This window comes from Rhizobium rhizogenes NBRC 13257, from assembly GCF_000696095.1.
Classification (GTDB): domain Bacteria; phylum Pseudomonadota; class Alphaproteobacteria; order Rhizobiales; family Rhizobiaceae; genus Rhizobium; species Rhizobium rhizogenes.
Genome location: NZ_BAYX01000014.1, coordinates 61,181 through 77,379, shown reverse-complemented (window position 1 = coordinate 77,379; position 16,199 = coordinate 61,181). Strand labels below are relative to the sequence as shown.

Here is a 16,199-nt window from a genome sequence, read left to right as displayed (position 1 = left end):
AAAGACGGGCTATCGGAAACCTTCCAACCAACAGGGGTTACTATGAAAAAACTAGCACTCTCACTCGCCGCCACCGCGGCCCTGATCGTCGGTATCGGCGCTGCCACCTCGGCGGAAGCTGCCGCCAAGACGAAGATCTGCTTCATCTATGTCGGCTCGAAGACCGACGGTGGCTGGACGCAGGCCCATGACAAGGGTCGCCAGGAACTGCAAAAGGCATTCGGCGACAAGATCGAAACGCCGTTCCTCGAAAACGTTCCGGAAGGCCCGGATGCCGAACGCGCCATCGAGCGCCTGGCCCGCTCCGGCTGCGCCATGGTCTTCACCACTTCCTTTGGTTTCATGGATCCGACGATCGCCGTCGCCAAGAAGTATCCGAAGGTGAAGTTCGAGCACGCCACCGGCTTCAAGACGGCCGACAACGTCGCGACCTATAATTCGCGCTTCTATGAAGGCCGCTACATCAGCGGCGTCATCGCCGCCAAATTGTCGAAGACCGGAACGGCCGGCTACATCGCCACCTTCCCGATCCCGGAAGTGGTGATGGGCATCAACGGCTTTGAAGCCGGTGCCAAGTCGGTCAACCCGAACTTCAAGATGAAGGTCATCTGGGTCAACACCTGGTTCGACCCGGGCAAGGAAGCCGACGCCGCCAAGGCGCTGATCGATCAGGGCGTTGATATCCTGACGCAGCACACCGACACGACCGCGCCGATGCAGGTCGCCGAACAGCGTGGCATCAAGGCTTTCGGTCAGGCTTCCGACATGATCGCCGCCGGTCCACACACGCAGCTGACCGCGATCGAGGACACCTGGGGCGCTTACTACATCAAGCGCGTCCACGCCTTCTTCGACGGCACCTGGAAGTCCGAGCAGAGCTTCGACGGCCTGAAGGACGGCATCCTGACGATGGCGCCCTATACCAACATGCCGGACGACGTGAAGAAGCTGGCCGAAGAGACCGAAGCCAAGATCAAGTCCGGCGAACTCGCGCCCTTCACCGGCCCGATCAACAAGCAGGACGGTACGGTTTGGCTGAAGGCAGGCGAGCGCGCCGATGACGGCACGCTGCTCGGCATGAACTTCTACATCGAAGGCATCGACGACAAGTTGCCGGCCTCGAAGTAAAAAGCGGGCGAAAATCGCAAAAGTTGAAAAAGGGCGCTGATGGCGCCCTTTTTTGTTGCACTGCATCAACGAATGTCGATTTACAAAAGTATTACTATATGATTTTTTCTCCATGGCCTCAGGAGATGGCCCTTTGGGAGGATATCATGAAATTGAAGACTGCACTGGTGAGTGCCACCATTCTTGCCGCCTGCATGTTCACGTCTGCATCGGCAAAGGATCTGGTCGTCGGCTTCTCGCAAATCGGCTCGGAATCCGGCTGGCGGGCCGCGGAAACGACCCTGACCAAACAGGAAGCTAAGAAGCGCGGCATCGATCTTAAGTTTGCCGACGCGCAGCAGAAGCAGGAAAACCAGATCAAGGCGATTCGCTCCTTCATCGCCCAGGGTGTTGACGCGATTCTGCTGGCACCGGTCGTGGAAACCGGATGGGATTCCGTTCTGAAGGAAGCTAAGGAAGCCAAGATCCCGGTCATCCTGCTGGACCGCACGATCAATGCGCCGAAGGATCTCTATCTGACCGCCGTTACCTCCGACCAGATCCACGAAGGCAAGGTTGCCGGCGATTGGCTGGTGAAGAATGTCGGCGACAAGAAGTGCAACATCGTCGAGCTTCAGGGCACCACGGGGTCCTCGCCGGCGATTGCGCGCAAGAAGGGCTTCGAGGAAGCCATCAAGGGTCATGACAACCTGAAGATCGTCCGCAGCCAGACGGGCGACTTCACCCGCGCCAAGGGCAAGGAAGTCATGGAAAGCTTCCTGAAGGCGGAGAACGGCGGCAAGGACATCTGTGCGCTCTACGCTCACAATGACGACATGGCCGTCGGCGCCATCCAGGCGATCAAGGAAGCCGGCCTGAAGCCGGGCAAGGACATTCTGACCGTATCCATCGATTCGGTTCCGGATCTCTTCAAGGCCATGGCGGCTGGCGAAGCGAATGCGACTGTGGAGCTGACGCCGAACATGGCCGGTCCCGCCTTCGATGCGCTCGACGCCTATCTGAAGACCAAGAAGGAGCCGCCGAAGTGGATCCAGACCGAGTCCAAGCTGTATACGCAGGCTGACGACCCGGAGAAGGTCTACGAAGCGAAGAAAGACCTGGGCTACTGAGTTAAAAAACGGGTCGCATCGGCCGGGAAACCGGTCGGTGCGGTTTTTTCGGCGCGGAATTGCCGATGCGCGATGCGAACGGCAGTTCCGCGTTTTTTATACCGCTCAATCCAAGGAAATTCTTGCTCCATGGCTCACGATGTCGAGCGCCTTCTGACCGCGACTGGTTTCTGCAAATATTTTCCCGGTTCCACCGCCCTTGACCATGTCGATTTCACGCTGCGGCGAGGCGAGGTCCATGCGCTTCTCGGTGAAAACGGTGCAGGGAAGTCAACACTCATCAAATGCATGACCGGAGCATACCGTCGCGACGCCGGCAGCCTTGCTCTCGATGGCGTCGAGATCGATCCGCACGACACGCTGGCGGCGCAGAAGCTCGGTATCGGCACGGTCTATCAAGAGGTGAACCTCCTTGCCAATCTGAGTGTTGCGGAGAACCTGTTTCTCGGTCGCCAGCCGAAGCGCTTCGGCATGATCAGCACCCGCGTGATGAACGCCATGGCGAAGGATCTGTTGTCGCAATACGGTATCGATATCGATGTCAGCCGGCAGCTGGATCGCTTCTCCGTCGCGATCCAGCAGGTGATTGCGATCGCGCGTGCCGTCGATCTCTCGGGCAAGGTCCTCATCCTCGACGAGCCGACCGCGAGCCTGGATACCCAGGAAGTCGCCATGCTTTTCGGCATCATCCGAAATTTGAAGCAGCGCGGATTGGGGATTGTTTTCATTACGCATTTTTTGGAGCAAGTCTACGAGATCTGCGACCGTATTACCGTTCTCCGCAATGGTCGACTTGTCGGCACCCGCGATGCGGAGGGCCTGTCACGCCAGACCCTGATCGCAATGATGCTGGGCCGCGAACTTGCCGAAGTCGAGGCGAGCGTGAAGGAGGCAGCCAGCGAAAGCGGGCCTGCAAAGTATCATTTCACCAATTTCGGCAAACGCGGCAAGATCAAGCCCTTCGACCTTGAGGTTCGCGTCGGCGAGGTGGTGGGCATTGCCGGCCTGCTCGGTTCCGGGCGCACGGAAACCGCCGAAGTGATGTTCGGCGTCGAGCGCGCCGACAGCGGCGAGGCAAGGATCGATGCGCAGTCGGTGACCCTTTCGTCACCGCGCGCCGCCATCAAGAACGGCTTTGGTTTTTGCCCGGAAGACCGCAAGACGGATGGCATCATCGGCGATCTTTCCATTCGCGAGAATATCGTCATGGCGCTTCAGGCCCGTCGCGGCTGGGCGCGCCCGCTGTCACGCGGCGAGCAGAACGCGATCGCCGACCGCTACATCAAGGCGCTGGATATTCGCACCACCGACCGGGAAAAGCCGATCAGGCTTCTGTCCGGTGGCAATCAGCAGAAGGCCATTCTGGCCCGCTGGCTGGCGACCAATCCGAGCTTCCTCATTCTCGATGAACCGACGCGCGGCATCGATGTCGGCGCGCATGCTGAAATTATTCGGCTGATCGAGGATCTCTGCCGGCAGGGCATGTCGCTGGTGGTGATTTCCTCCGAACTGGAGGAACTCGTGGCCTATAGCTCTCGCGTCATCGTGCTGCGCGATCGCGAGCATATTGCAGAGTTGACCGGCAGCGACATAACCGCCAGCCATATCGTCGATGCCATCGCCACGGCGCAGAGCAAGCGGGAGGACGCATGAGTTCCCAGATCAAGGCATCCTTGTTTCGATTGATGCCGCAGCTCATTGCCTTGGCTGCCATTCTTCTTTTGAATTTCATCATGTTCCCGCATTTCTTTAATCTGGAAATGCAGAATGGCAGATTGTACGGCAGCGTCATCGACGTCCTCAATCGCGGTGCGCCGGTGGCGCTTCTGGCGATCGGCATGACGCTGGTCATCGCCACCAAGGGCATCGATCTCTCGGTCGGCGCGGTGATTGCAATTTGCGGCGCCGTTGCGGCATCGACGATCGTCGCCGGAGGTTCGCTCGCCTACACGCTGATGCTGACCATCGGCGTCGGGATTGCCTGCGGATTGTGGAACGGATTTCTGGTCGCGGTTCTCGGCATTCAACCGATCATCGCGACGCTAGTGCTGATGGTCGCGGGTCGCGGCATCGCGCAATTGATCACCGAAGGCGTCATCCTGACTTTCAACAATGACGGGCTCATCTTTTTCGGCAGCGGATCCTTTGCCTGGCTGCCGATGCCCGTCGTCGTCTGGCTGGCGGTGGGGCTTGCTGTCATCCTGCTCGTCAGGCGCACCGCGCTCGGCATGTTGGTCGAGGCGATCGGGATCAATCGCCGCGCCAGCACGCTGTCCGGCATCCAGACGCCGATATTGCTGATCGCCGTTTATGCGCTGAGCGGCCTCTGCGCCTCCATCGCCGGCATCATCGTGTCTGCCGATATCAAGGGCGCGGATGCCAACAATGCCGGCCTCTGGCTCGAGCTGGACGCGATCCTGGCCGTAGTTGTCGGCGGAAATTCCCTTCTCGGCGGCCGCTTCAGCATTGTCGGCTCGCTGATCGGCGCGATGATCATCCAGTCGGTCAATACGGGCATCCTTTTGTCCGGCTTCCCGCCGGAGTTCAATCTGGTGATCAAGGCCGTCATCGTCATCATTATCCTGGTCATCCAGTCTCCCGCCCTTCAGTCCGTCACGACGTTCCTATGGCGCCGGCGTGACGAGGCGCAGATGATCCATGAGGAGCAGGCAAAGTGAATTCGAAATATCTCCCGCTGCTCGCAACGATCGTCATTTTCATCCTCGCCTATACTGGCTGCGCGTTACAGTATCCGACCATGCTGTCGACGAGGGTTGCCGGCAATCTGCTGACGGACAATGCCTTTCTCGGGATAGCCGCCGTCGGCATGACCTTCGTGATTATCTCCGGCGGTATCGACCTGTCGATCGGTTCGGTCATTGCCTTTACCGGCGTTTTCCTGGCGATCATCCTGCGCGACACCTCGATCCATCCGTTGTTTGCCTTCGCAATTGTTCTTGTGATCACGACGGCCTTCGGCGCGGGCATGGGCGCGATCATTCATTACCTCGCCATGCCGCCCTTCATCGTCACGCTGGCGGGCATGTTTCTGGCGCGCGGCATCGCTTTTGTCCTGTCGATCGACAGCATTCCGATCAGCCATGATTTCTATTCGCAACTCAGCGATATGTATCTGTTGCTGCCGGGCGGCGGCCGCCTGACGGTGATCGGTGGCGTAATGCTCATCGTTTTTGCCGCCGGCATCCTGCTGGCGCATCGCACCCGCTTCGGCGCCAACGTCTATGCGCTCGGCGGCGGTGTGCAGACGGCGCAGTTGATGGGCGTTCCGGTCGCGCGCACGACGATGCAGATCTACGCTTTGTCGGGCTTTTTGGCCGGTCTATCCGGAATCGTTTTTTCGCTCTATACATCCGCCGGATATTCGCTTGCCACGGTCGGTGTCGAACTCGACGCCATTGCCGCGGTGGTTATCGGCGGAACATTGTTGACGGGGGGAGCAGGGTTCGTCGGGGGGACTCTGATCGGGATTCTTATACAGGGCTTGATCCAGACCTACATCACCTTTGACGGAACACTTTCCAGCTGGTGGACGAAGATCTTGATCGGGCTGCTGCTTTTTGCGTTTATTTTGATGCAGAAGGGGCTTCTGTTACTTTCCCGTTTCAATCGACGTTACGCCTAAGGGAAGGACAGAGCGGTTGCGCAGCAGATTGCTTGAGACACGGAAAGGCCAAGGAAAATCACGAACGAGCCATGCTCAGGTTGTCGATGATCTCGGCAAGGCGATCGTGTCGGGCGTTTTTCCCATCGGCGGCATCCTTCCGGGCGACAGCGATCTCCTGCAACGGTTCAAAGTATCGCGCACGGTTCTGCGCGAGAGCATGAAGACGCTGGCGGCAAAAGGGCTGGTCGTTCCGCGCGCCAGGGTCGGCACTCGCGTCACCGAGAGAATCCACTGGAACATGTTCGACAACGAGGTGCTGACCTGGCACTTCGAAAGCGGCGTCAACGAAGAGTTCCTGCTTCACCTCTATGATATTCGCCTGGCCTTCGAACCGTTTGCCGCCAGTCTCGTAGCCGAGCGGGCCGGCGCGGAAGAAATCGAGCTGCTGCGGCGGCTGGCTCTGGCGATGGCCGCGCCGGAACATACGGCGGATAGCCTCGCGCTCGCCGACCTTCATTTTCACCTGGCGGTCACAGAAGCGTCTCACAATCCCTTCATGCGGTCGCTCGGGGGCCTGATCGAGGCCGCGTTGGTCGGCATGTTTCGCATGAGCGCGCCTCCCTCCAGCAACGGCTTTGCAAATATTGCCGATACGCACATGGCCATTGTCGATGCCATCGCGGCTCACGACGGACCGACCGCATATAAGGCGATGGAGTTCGTCATTTTCGATGGCCGTCAGCATGTGCTGGAAGCCTTCGCGGCGCTTGCGGATGCCTGAGTCCCATATCTAAATTCGCCGTAGTTCGCCATTTAACTACAGCGCCGCGCGTCACATGTGACGCGCAAAGGTCGCTGTAGCACTTCAAATCTGCTGCATAATTTTATCCCTAAATCGATTCCGATTTAAGGAATTATGCAGTAGTTGCTAAGAGGAGACGAAGCCTGCATAGGCCTCGCCGAGTCGTATCTTTCGGAGTTTGAAATGGAACGCACCTGTCTCGCCATCATCCTCGCCGCCGGTGACAGCACCCGCATGAAATCGTCGGTCTCCAAGGTGCTGCATCCGATCGCCGGCCGTCCGATGATCGCGCATGTGATGGAAGCGATCGCCAGGACCGATATTTCTGCCGCGGCCCTCGTTGTCGGCCGCAATGCGGAAGAGGTCGCCGCCGCCGCCGATATCGGTGGCATCGATGTCGAAGCCTATCTGCAGAAGGAGCGTCTGGGGACCGGCCATGCCGTGCTTGCCGCGCGTGAGGCAATCGCCAGGGGGTATGACGATATCATCGTCGCCTATGGCGACGTGCCGTTGCTTACCGACGTGCCGCTGCGCGCCGCCCGAAAGGGACTTGCCGACGGCAACGATATCGTCGTCATCGGCTTTCATACGGAAAATCCGAATGCCTATGGCCGGCTGCTGGTCAAGGACGGCGAACTGATCGCTATTCGCGAGGCGAAGGACGCAACCGATGCCGAGCTCGCGGTGACCTGGTGCAACAGCGGCCTGATGGCGATCAATGGCCGCAAGGCACTCAATCTGCTCGACCGCATCGGTAACAGCAACGCCAAGGGCGAATACTATCTGACGGATCTTGTGGAAATCGCCCGTTCGCTCGGCGGCCGCGCCGTTGCCGTCGATGCGCCGGAAGTGGAAATGACCGGCTGCAACAACCGCGCCGAGCTCGCATTCATCGAACGCCTCTGGCAGGAGCGCCGCCGTCATGAGCTGATGCTTTCGGGTGTCACGATGATCGCACCGGAAACTGTGTTCCTCGCCTATGATACCGTCATTGGTCAGGATGCGTTGATCGAGCCGAGCGTCGTCTTCGGCCCCCGCGTGGTAATCGACAGCGGGGCGGTCATCCATGCTTTCTCGCATATCGAAGGCGCCCATGTCAGCGGCACCGCTACAGTCGGCCCGTTTGCACGGCTGCGCCCCGGCGCGGATCTTGCCGACGGCTCGAAGGTCGGCAACTTCTGCGAAGTGAAGAACGGCAAGATCGGCGAGGGCGCCAAGGTCAATCATTTGAGCTATATCGGCGACGCCACGATCGGCGCCGGCAGCAACATCGGTGCGGGTACGATCACCTGCAACTATGATGGCGTCAACAAGCATGAGACCCATATCGGCGCCAACAGCTTCATCGGCTCCAACTCCTCATTGGTGGCGCCGGTACGCATCGGCGACAATGCCTATGTCGCCTCCGGCAGCGTAATTACCGAGGACGTCCCTGCGGATGCGCTTGCCTTCGGCCGCGCGCGCCAGGAGGTGAAACCCGGCCGCGCCAAGGTCATCCGCGAAAGAGCCCTGGCCATCAAGGCAGCAAAAAAGGGCAGCCATTAAGTATTTCGCTTGTGGTCGCGTAACGGTTGGAAACCGAAAGTGACCATCGCGGTAATTGTGAAAACTGTTAGAATCATTAGGACTTGCCTTCTTATTTGAGGCCAGACGGAGAGTTGCATGTGCGGCATTGTTGGGATTGTCGGAACGAAGCCTGTAGCGGGGCGATTGGTGGATGCCTTGCGGCGTCTCGAATATCGCGGTTACGATTCGGCGGGCGTCGCGACCATTCATGACGGCGTGATGGATCGCCGCCGCGCCGAAGGAAAGCTCTTCAATCTGGAAAAGCGGCTCGATGCTGAGCCGCTGCCCGGCGTGACCGGCATCGCCCACACCCGTTGGGCGACGCATGGCGTCCCGAACGAGACCAATGCCCATCCGCATTTCGTTGAAGGTGTCGCCGTCGTCCACAACGGCATCATCGAGAATTTTTCCGAATTGCGCGAGGAATTGAAGGCCGAGGGCAAGGTGTTCACGACGCAGACGGACACGGAAGTCGTCGCGCATCTGCTGGCGAAATATGTCGGCGAAGGACTCGATCCGCGCGCGGCGATGCTGAAGATGCTGAACCGCGTCACCGGCGCCTATGCACTCGCGATCATGTTCCAGAGCGACCCCGATACGCTGATGGCGGCCCGCTCCGGCCCGCCGCTTGCCGTCGGCTTCGGCAATGGCGAGATGTTCCTCGGCTCCGACGCCATCGCTCTTTCTCCCTTCACCAACGAGATCACCTATCTCGTCGACGGCGACTGCGCGATCATCACGCGCAACAGTGCCACGATCCTCGATTTCAACGGCCAGGAAGTCAGTCGTCCCCGGCAGATATCGCAGGCAACTGCCTATGTCGTCGACAAGGGCAATCACCGCCACTTCATGGAAAAGGAAATCTACGAGCAGCCGGAGGTGATCTCCCATGCGCTCAGCCAATATGTCGATTTCGTCGGTCATCGGCTGCGCCCGAATGCATCGGCGATCGATTTCAAGGGCGTATCCGGCCTCGCGATTTCGGCTTGCGGCACGGCCTATCTTGCTGGTTTGATTGGCAAATATTGGTTCGAGCGCTACGCGCGTCTGCCGGTCGAGATCGATGTCGCCTCCGAATTCCGCTACCGCGAAATGCCGTTGTCGCCCTCACAGGCCGCACTGTTCATTTCGCAGTCCGGCGAAACCGCCGATACGCTGGCGTCGCTGCGCTATTGCAAGGACAATGGCCTGAAGATCGGCGCCATCGTCAACGTCAAGGAATCGACCATCGCGCGTGAATCCGATGCGGTGTTTCCGATCATGGCCGGCCCGGAGATCGGCGTTGCCTCGACCAAGGCTTTCACCTGCCAGCTCGCCGTTCTGGCGTCGCTGGCAATCGGCGCGGGCGTTGCACGCGGCACGGTGAGTGCCGAGGATGAAAACGCGATGGTGCGCCACCTGGTCGAGATGCCGCGCATCATGGCAAGGGTGCTGAACATCATCCAGCCGCAGATGGAAAGCCTTGCCCGCGAAATCTCCAAGTTCAAGGATGTGCTCTATCTCGGTCGCGGCACCAGCTTCCCGCTCGCCATGGAAGGCGCGCTGAAGCTCAAGGAAATCTCCTACATCCACGCCGAAGGTTATGCCGCCGGTGAGCTGAAGCATGGCCCGATCGCGCTGATCGATGAGAACATGCCGGTTATCGTCATTGCGCCCTACGACCGTTTCTTCGACAAGACCGTCTCAAACATGCAGGAAGTGGCGGCGCGCGGCGGTCGTATCATCTTCATCACCGACGAGGCGGGGGCGGCCGCCTCCACGCTGCCGACGATGGCGACGATCGTCCTGCCGGTTGTCGATGAAATCATCGCGCCGATGATCTTCTCACTGCCGATCCAGTTGCTCGCCTATCACACGGCCGTCTTCATGGGCACGGATGTCGACCAGCCGCGCAATCTCGCCAAGTCGGTGACTGTGGAATAGATCGCGGCCCCATTTATTTTCGTGTGATAACGTCGTCGTGAACCGGGCCGATATCTGGCCCGGTGGCGTGACTGCCGGGTTGTGCGCTCGGCCGATTTCTGGCACGATTCAGCAAGGAGATGGTGGGGGAATTTGCCGGTTAGCGGTTGACGACGGAACGGAGTTTTCGAACGGCGAATGACGGACAAGCCCATCAAAGTGTCTGTGGCAGCACGGATCAGAAATAATTTCCTGGCCGGCCTCATCATTTGCGCGCCGATTGCCATCACGCTCTGGCTTACCTGGTCTGTCATCCACTGGGCCGATAGCTGGGTTCGGCCTTATATTCCCGCGCGCTACGATCCCGAGAGCTATCTGAACTTTGCCGTTCCCGGTACGGGCGTGGTGATCGCGATGATCTTCATCACCATCATCGGTTTCCTCGCCAAGAACCTGATCGGCCAGAGCATCGTTCGCTTCGGCGAGTCGATCGTACAGCGCGTGCCGCTGGTGCGAACCATCTACAAGAGCCTGAAACAGATCTTCGAAACTGTGCTGAAGGAGCAGGGCACCTCGTTCAAGAAGGTCGGGCTGATCGAATATCCGAGCCCCGGCCTCTGGTCGATGGTGTTCATCTCGACCGACGCCAAAGGCGAAATAGCCTCGAAATTCAATGCCATGGGGCATGATATGGTGGCGGTTTTCCTGCCGCCGACCCCCGTGCCAACCGCCGGCTTCCTGATCTTCGTACCGCGCGAGAAAATCACGATTCTCGACATGAGCCCGGAAGACGGCGCCAAGCTTTTGATTTCGGGCGGCCTGGTCTCGCCCGAATATCGCGAAAAGCTGATCGCGGCCAAGGAATTGCCGCCGCCCGTTCCTATGAAATCCTTGTCTTAATGCTAGATCGCGTGGTGGTACGGTAGCTTGTGCCGCGGCCAGTCGTTGCGTGTAGCGCCTTTATCTCACGCTATTGAACATTTCGATGGCACTGTTGAAGCGGGTGACGACGAGTTGGTATTTGTCCGGCGTGGGGTCCTGCTTGATCTCGCGGAAATCGCCGACCATTCCGGTCAGACTGTCGTTGATGCCGTCAAGAAGCGGAGTATTGACGCCGCTGCCGCCTTCCTGTTTAGCCTTCGCCATGGCGGTGCGCTGATCCTCCAATGTCTTTTCCAGATCAGTGATCTTTGCATCTATCTGGCTCTGAAGAGCAGGCTTGCCGGGCTCTTCCGAACTATTGAGAAGATCGACCAGTTGCCTTGCCTGGCTGAGGGCAAGCCGTGTCTGATAGACCGGCATATCCCCGCGTTCCTTGATCTTGGCAAGCTCAGCCTGTTCCCGGCGGTCGAGCTCCTTCTGCAATTGCTGATGGAACTCCTCCAGCGCGACGGCGGCTGCCTGAAAATCGGTAAGCATCAAGGGATCCTCGCGCTTTCCGCGCGCGAGCCCGTCTTCCATATAGGCCTTGCTGGCGTAGTAGACATCAAGGCCGGAAAGGCGGGGAACGACCTGACCAAGCGCGGAGATCAGCTTGTCGGCGGCGGTATCGAGTTCCGTGGGCGCATTGCTCTTCGCGCCGCGCACGGTCTTCAATTTGTCCGCGGATTGTTCGAGCGAGCCTTTGCTGACGTCTGTAATATTGTCGGACGTCGTGCTCTTCGAAATATTGGCGTTCTCGTAGGCCTGATATTGTGCCAGCAGGCCGGAATCTCCGATGAGATCATTATAGGCGAGCACGTAGTCGTTTAATTTCGCGCTATTCGCCAGCTTCGATGCCGTATCGGCCGAGGACTGATTGCTGGTGGCAGTGGAATTCGACTGATCGTCGCAAGCCGAAAGGGCCAGCACTACCGTGAATGCCATCGCGATAATTGCGACAGGAGCAGACGTCTTCATGGAATGAAACCCTTCGCTATATTATGGCGTTAACGGCAATTGTTGCGAGGACATCGTAAATTCTATTCGCAGCAGACTTAGGAAACGACCTACGCCAAATACGGCACGGTTTCAATCTCAAGATGTCGCGGCCGCCCAACGGAACCTTATGCTGGCGATCATCCGGGCGCCGTTCGCATCAGCCGGATCCAAACTGTCATGTCTCTATCATATTGCCGTTCTAGACCGGTTGCCGGAAGGGCAGGCGGGCACATCTCATGGTCGAACGTTGGCGGCTCAACGGAGCCTGATATTTTCGTTCGACGCGGTTTTCAACCGATCCGCAGATGAATGCCATTCCAGCACAAAGAGTTTTCATCAGGAGGATATTGCCGTGAGAAATTTGCGTTCAATGAGTTTGCCGCTGCTGTCGGCAGCGCTCACCACTGTCATTTTCGCCATGCCGGTCACAGCCTTTGCCGATAGTTCAGTTACCGTCGGCGGTGTTACCCTGGTCAACAAGGGCCTCGTCGCTGTAGGCCGCATTCCCGCCAACCAGCGCGACAAGTTCGGTGAGACCTTCGGCTCCGGTTCCGGCATGTCGATCGACGCCAAAAGCTGGGAGCGCAATGCCGATGGCTCCTATAAGGGATCGCTGTGGCTGCTGCCGGATCGCGGCTACAACGTCGTCGGCACAACCGATTATCGTCCGCGCCTCAACACCATCGATGTTGAACTGACGCCGGTCGCCCCAGGCGCAACGCCGCCAGCCGGCAAGGAGCAGTCGGGCGTCGTTGCCAAGCTCGCCGATACCATGCTGCTGACCGACAACAAGGGCGCCGACACCACCGGCCTCGATCCGACCAATGGCATTCGCTCCCCGAAAGATGGCATGCCCTCGCTGCCCGAAGCACCGAACGGCAAGATCTCGCTCGACAACGAAGCCATCGTCCGCCTGTCTGACGGCACGATGTTCATCAGCGATGAATACGGCCCCTATATCTACCGTTTCTCTGCCGACGGCCGCATGATGTCCGCCACGCCGCCGCCGGCTGCGCTGCTGCCGATGCGCAATGGCGCCGTGAACTTCGCCTCGAACAATCCTGGCCCCGGCGAAAGTGCACCTGATCCCAAGGATCCGACCAGTGGCCGCCAGAACAATCAGGGCCTCGAAGGCATGTCGATGACCCCGCATGGCAAGTTTCTGATCGCCGTGCTGCAATCGGCGACCCGCCAAGACGGCGGCGATTCCGGCTCGACCCGGCAAAACACTCGCGCATTGGTCTATGATGCCGCCGATCTGGCGCATCTGAAGCTGGTGCACGAATATGTCGTGCCATTGCCGGTCTTCACCAACAGCAAGGGCAAGACGGCTGTCGCCGCCCAGAGCGAAGTCGTGGCGCTTTCGCCGACGAGCTTTCTGATGCTGGCGCGCGACAGCAACAACGGCTACGGCATGGAAGGCGAAAAGTCGCTCTATCGCAGCATCGACATCGTCGACGTCTCGACTGCCACCGATATTGCCGGCAGCAAATTCGATGCCGACACGCCGATTGCTCCGAAGGGTGTCCTTGATGCCTCAGTGAAACCCGCAACGGTCAGCCAGCTCATCGACATCAACGACAGTGCCAATCTGGCTCGCTTCGGTCTCCATAACGGTGCGCCGAACGACCGCAACAACCTCTCCGAAAAATGGGAGGCTATGTCGTTCGTCAGCGTTCTCGACCCGAAGCTGCCAGATGACTACTTCCTGTTCGTCGCCAATGACAACGACTTCTTGACCCAGGACGGCTTCCAGGTGGGTGCCGCCTACAAGGGTGAAGGTGGGGCTGATGTCGACACCATGTTCCAGGTGTTCCAGGTCACGATCCCCGGCCTGTCTGCCAAGTAATGGTCTTTGAAAGGGATGGACGCGCTCGCTGCGTCCATCCAACTATCCGGCTCTGAGGAACCGGATCGCCTCGTCACGACGGAAGAGATAGAGCAGGGTGCGTACCGCCATGCCGCGTTCGCCGGTCAGATCCGGATCGCGGTCGATCAGATAGGCGGCATCCTTGCGGGCGATTTCGAGAAGATCGGCATGGGCTTCGAGGCTGGCGATGCGAAAACCGGGCGTGCCGGACTGGCGCGTGCCGAGCAACTCACCTTCGCCCCGCAGTTTCAGATCCTCCTCGGCAATCCGAAAACCGTCCTCAGTATCGCGCATGATCGACAGCCGCGCATGGCCGGTCTCGCCGAGCGGACCCTTATAGAGCAGGATGCAGGTCGAGGCTTCGTCACCACGCCCGACGCGACCGCGAAGCTGATGCAACTGCGCCAGACCGAAACGCTCGGCATGCTCGATCACCATGATCGTCGCATCCGGCACATCGACGCCGACCTCGACAACGGTGGTGGCAACCAAAAGCCGGATTTCGCCGTTCTTGAACGCCATCATTACAGCGTCTTTCTCCGGCCCGCTCATGCGGCCATGAATGAGGCCTATACCCGGGCCAAGCGCCTTGACCAGGGTTGCATGCCGTTCCTCGACCGACATTAAATCGGATTCTTCGGATTCCTCCACAAGTGGGCAAATCCAATAGGCTTTCTTGCTTTCAGATAGTGCGCTCTTCAGCCGGGATACGATATCTCCGGTTCGTTCGGTGGGAATGGTGATCGTCTGGATCGGCTTGCGGCCTGCCGGCTTTTCCGTGAGCTTGGAGACATCCATATCGCCGAAGGCGGCCAGCACCAGCGTGCGCGGGATCGGCGTGGCGGTCATCACCAGCATATGCGGCGAGATGCCCTTTGCCGTGAGCCGCAGGCGCTGGTGGACGCCGAAGCGATGCTGCTCGTCGACGACGGCCAGCATCAGGTTGGCATAGCTGACGCTATCCTGGAACAGCGCATGCGTGCCGATGACGATCTGCGCTTCGCCGGAGGCGATGCGCTCGAGGATGGCGTCGCGCTCCCGGCCCTTGGTGCGGCCGGTCAGAACTTCAACGGAGAGATTGGCGCTGGCGGCGAATTTCGCGATGGTCGCATAGTGCTGTCGCGCCAGGATTTCGGTCGGGGCCATCAGCACCGCCTGGCCACCGCTTTCGATGACGGCTGTAATCGCCATCAGTGCGACCAGCGTCTTGCCCGCGCCGACATCACCCTGCAGCAGCCGCAGCATGCGGTCAGTACCCGCCATATCCTTGAGGATATCGGCAATGGCTGCCGTTTGGCTGTTCGTCAGGGAGAAGGGAAGGGATTCCAATATCTTCCGGCTGATGTCTCCAGTCGGATGGACGGGCTGTCCCGCGACTTTGCGCAGCCGTTGGCGGACGAGCGCCAGCGACAATTGCCCCGCCAGGAATTCGTCATAGGCAAGCCGGCGGCGAGCGGGTGCCTGCGGGTCGATATCGGCGGCGTCGAGCGGCGCATGCAGCATATGGAAGCTGTCGGATATCGAGGGAAAGCCCTGCTTCTGTGCCAGCGCCTCGTCGTCCCATTCCGGCAATTGCGGCAAGCGTGCCAGCGCCGCCTCGACGGTCTTGCGCAGGAATTTCAGTGCGAGCCCCGCCGTCAGCGGATAGACGGGTTCGACCAATGGCAGGTTCTGCGCTTCGCTTTCGCGCATGATGTAGTCGGGATGCACCATCGACGGGCGGCCATTGAACCAGTCGACCTTGCCGCTGACGGTGACCGTCTCATCGATCGGCAATTGCTTTTCCAGCCATTGCGCCTTGCCGCGGAAGAATACCAGGCCGAGTTCGCCGGTCTCGTCATGCAGGAAGACGCGATAGGGCACGTTGCTGCGCGGGTTCGGCGGCGGCTGGTGGCGGTCGACGCGTCCGGTAATGGTGACGATCGCGCCCTGCGGCGCCCGCGCGATGCCCGGCTGCTTCCGTCGGTCGATAATGGAGTGTGGCGCATGAAAAAGGAGATCGATGACGCGGCAATCGTCGATGGTTTCCCGGTCGAGCAGCTTCACCAGCAGCTCGGCGACCTTCGGCCCAACGCCGGGCAGCGAAGAAATGGATGCAAATAACGGGTCGAGGATGGCGGGTCGCATGGCCGGCAAAATGCGACGGGGAGGGTAGTCTTGGCAAGAGCTGACCGCCACGGAGGCTTCCGCGAGGCACACACTCCCCGGAAAATTGAATGTCAGGCGCTTTTTTCCGAAAAAGCGGTTCCCACCTTCCAAGGCTGGTTTTATAGAGAC

The 16,199-nt window shown here is 59.5% G+C and carries 12 protein-coding genes; 10 read left to right on the top strand and 2 right to left on the bottom strand.

The annotated features are described in order from the left end of the window. The first annotated feature begins 42 nt into the window (after positions 1-42). The 9 genes from RRH01S_RS26885 to RRH01S_RS26845 all read left to right on the top strand — a co-directional run bounded on the left by RRH01S_RS26885 (position 43) and on the right by RRH01S_RS26845 (position 11,032). On the top strand, positions 43-1,128 hold the full coding sequence (locus RRH01S_RS26885) for a BMP family ABC transporter substrate-binding protein (RefSeq protein ID WP_007693508.1): 1,086 nt from the start codon (positions 43-45) through the stop codon (positions 1,126-1,128). Positions 1,129-1,274: 146 nt separating this feature from the next. Continuing rightward, on the top strand, positions 1,275-2,237 hold the full coding sequence (ytfQ, locus tag RRH01S_RS26880) for a galactofuranose ABC transporter, galactofuranose-binding protein YtfQ (protein WP_007693510.1): 963 nt from the start codon (positions 1,275-1,277) through the stop codon (positions 2,235-2,237). A gap of 129 nt (positions 2,238-2,366) precedes the next feature. Then, positions 2,367-3,890 (top strand): galactofuranose ABC transporter, ATP-binding protein YtfR, encoded by a 1,524-nt coding sequence (gene ytfR / locus RRH01S_RS26875; RefSeq protein WP_034518267.1) that lies wholly within the window; start codon positions 2,367-2,369, stop codon positions 3,888-3,890. Continuing rightward, positions 3,887-4,915, top strand: coding sequence for an ABC transporter permease (locus RRH01S_RS26870; protein ID WP_012651443.1), 1,029 nt, complete (start codon positions 3,887-3,889; stop codon positions 4,913-4,915). Before ytfR ends, RRH01S_RS26870 begins: the two co-directional genes overlap by 4 nt. Further along, positions 4,912-5,880: a galactofuranose ABC transporter, permease protein YjfF gene (yjfF, locus tag RRH01S_RS26865; protein ID WP_007693515.1), complete on the top strand. Its 969-nt coding sequence runs from the start codon at positions 4,912-4,914 to the stop codon at positions 5,878-5,880. Before RRH01S_RS26870 ends, yjfF begins: the two co-directional genes overlap by 4 nt. 16 nt (positions 5,881-5,896) lie before the next feature. Beyond that, positions 5,897-6,643 (top strand): FadR/GntR family transcriptional regulator, encoded by a 747-nt coding sequence (locus RRH01S_RS26860; RefSeq protein WP_007693517.1) that lies wholly within the window; start codon positions 5,897-5,899, stop codon positions 6,641-6,643. Between the two features lie 204 nt (positions 6,644-6,847). Beyond that, the gene (gene glmU, locus RRH01S_RS26855) at positions 6,848-8,209 is read left to right on the top strand and encodes a bifunctional UDP-N-acetylglucosamine diphosphorylase/glucosamine-1-phosphate N-acetyltransferase GlmU (protein ID WP_034518264.1); all 1,362 of its coding nucleotides are present in this window, start codon (positions 6,848-6,850) and stop codon (positions 8,207-8,209) included. Between the two features lie 117 nt (positions 8,210-8,326). Further along, complete coding sequence (glmS, locus tag RRH01S_RS26850) at positions 8,327-10,153, top strand: glutamine--fructose-6-phosphate transaminase (isomerizing) (protein ID WP_034518261.1); 1,827 nt, start codon at positions 8,327-8,329, stop codon at positions 10,151-10,153. Between the two features lie 177 nt (positions 10,154-10,330). Next, positions 10,331-11,032, top strand: coding sequence for a DUF502 domain-containing protein (locus RRH01S_RS26845; RefSeq protein ID WP_012651446.1), 702 nt, complete (start codon positions 10,331-10,333; stop codon positions 11,030-11,032). Positions 11,033-11,092: 60 nt separating this feature from the next. On the opposite strand, the gene RRH01S_RS26840 is transcribed toward RRH01S_RS26845, so the two are convergent. Next, entirely contained in the window at positions 11,093-12,031 is a 939-nt protein-coding gene (locus tag RRH01S_RS26840) for a YiiG family protein (protein WP_034518257.1), read from the bottom strand. 391 nt (positions 12,032-12,422) lie between these two features. Between RRH01S_RS26840 and RRH01S_RS26835 the strand changes: the two genes are divergently transcribed. Continuing rightward, entirely contained in the window at positions 12,423-13,901 is a 1,479-nt protein-coding gene (locus tag RRH01S_RS26835) for an esterase-like activity of phytase family protein (RefSeq protein WP_085946426.1), read from the top strand. Between the two features lie 42 nt (positions 13,902-13,943). Here the strand turns inward: RRH01S_RS26835 and recG are convergent, their stop codons facing one another. Continuing rightward, positions 13,944-16,049: an ATP-dependent DNA helicase RecG gene (recG, locus tag RRH01S_RS26830; RefSeq protein ID WP_042475547.1), complete on the bottom strand. Its 2,106-nt coding sequence runs from the start codon at positions 16,047-16,049 to the stop codon at positions 13,944-13,946. Positions 16,050-16,199: the final 150 nt, after the last annotated feature.

Coding starts and splice junctions, on each gene's coding strand:
- RRH01S_RS26885 (WP_007693508.1), top strand. CDS start 43: ATGAAAAAACTAGCACTCTCACTCGCCGCCACCGCGGCCCTGATCGTC.
- ytfQ (WP_007693510.1), top strand. CDS start 1,275: ATGAAATTGAAGACTGCACTGGTGAGTGCCACCATTCTTGCCGCCTGC.
- ytfR (WP_034518267.1), top strand. CDS start 2,367: ATGGCTCACGATGTCGAGCGCCTTCTGACCGCGACTGGTTTCTGCAAA.
- RRH01S_RS26870 (WP_012651443.1), top strand. CDS start 3,887: ATGAGTTCCCAGATCAAGGCATCCTTGTTTCGATTGATGCCGCAGCTC.
- glmU (WP_034518264.1), top strand. CDS start 6,848: ATGGAACGCACCTGTCTCGCCATCATCCTCGCCGCCGGTGACAGCACC.
- glmS (WP_034518261.1), top strand. CDS start 8,327: ATGTGCGGCATTGTTGGGATTGTCGGAACGAAGCCTGTAGCGGGGCGA.
- RRH01S_RS26845 (WP_012651446.1), top strand. CDS start 10,331: ATGACGGACAAGCCCATCAAAGTGTCTGTGGCAGCACGGATCAGAAAT.
- RRH01S_RS26840 (WP_034518257.1), bottom strand. CDS start 12,031: ATGAAGACGTCTGCTCCTGTCGCAATTATCGCGATGGCATTCACGGTA.
- RRH01S_RS26835 (WP_085946426.1), top strand. CDS start 12,423: ATGAGTTTGCCGCTGCTGTCGGCAGCGCTCACCACTGTCATTTTCGCC.
- recG (WP_042475547.1), bottom strand. CDS start 16,049: ATGCGACCCGCCATCCTCGACCCGTTATTTGCATCCATTTCTTCGCTG.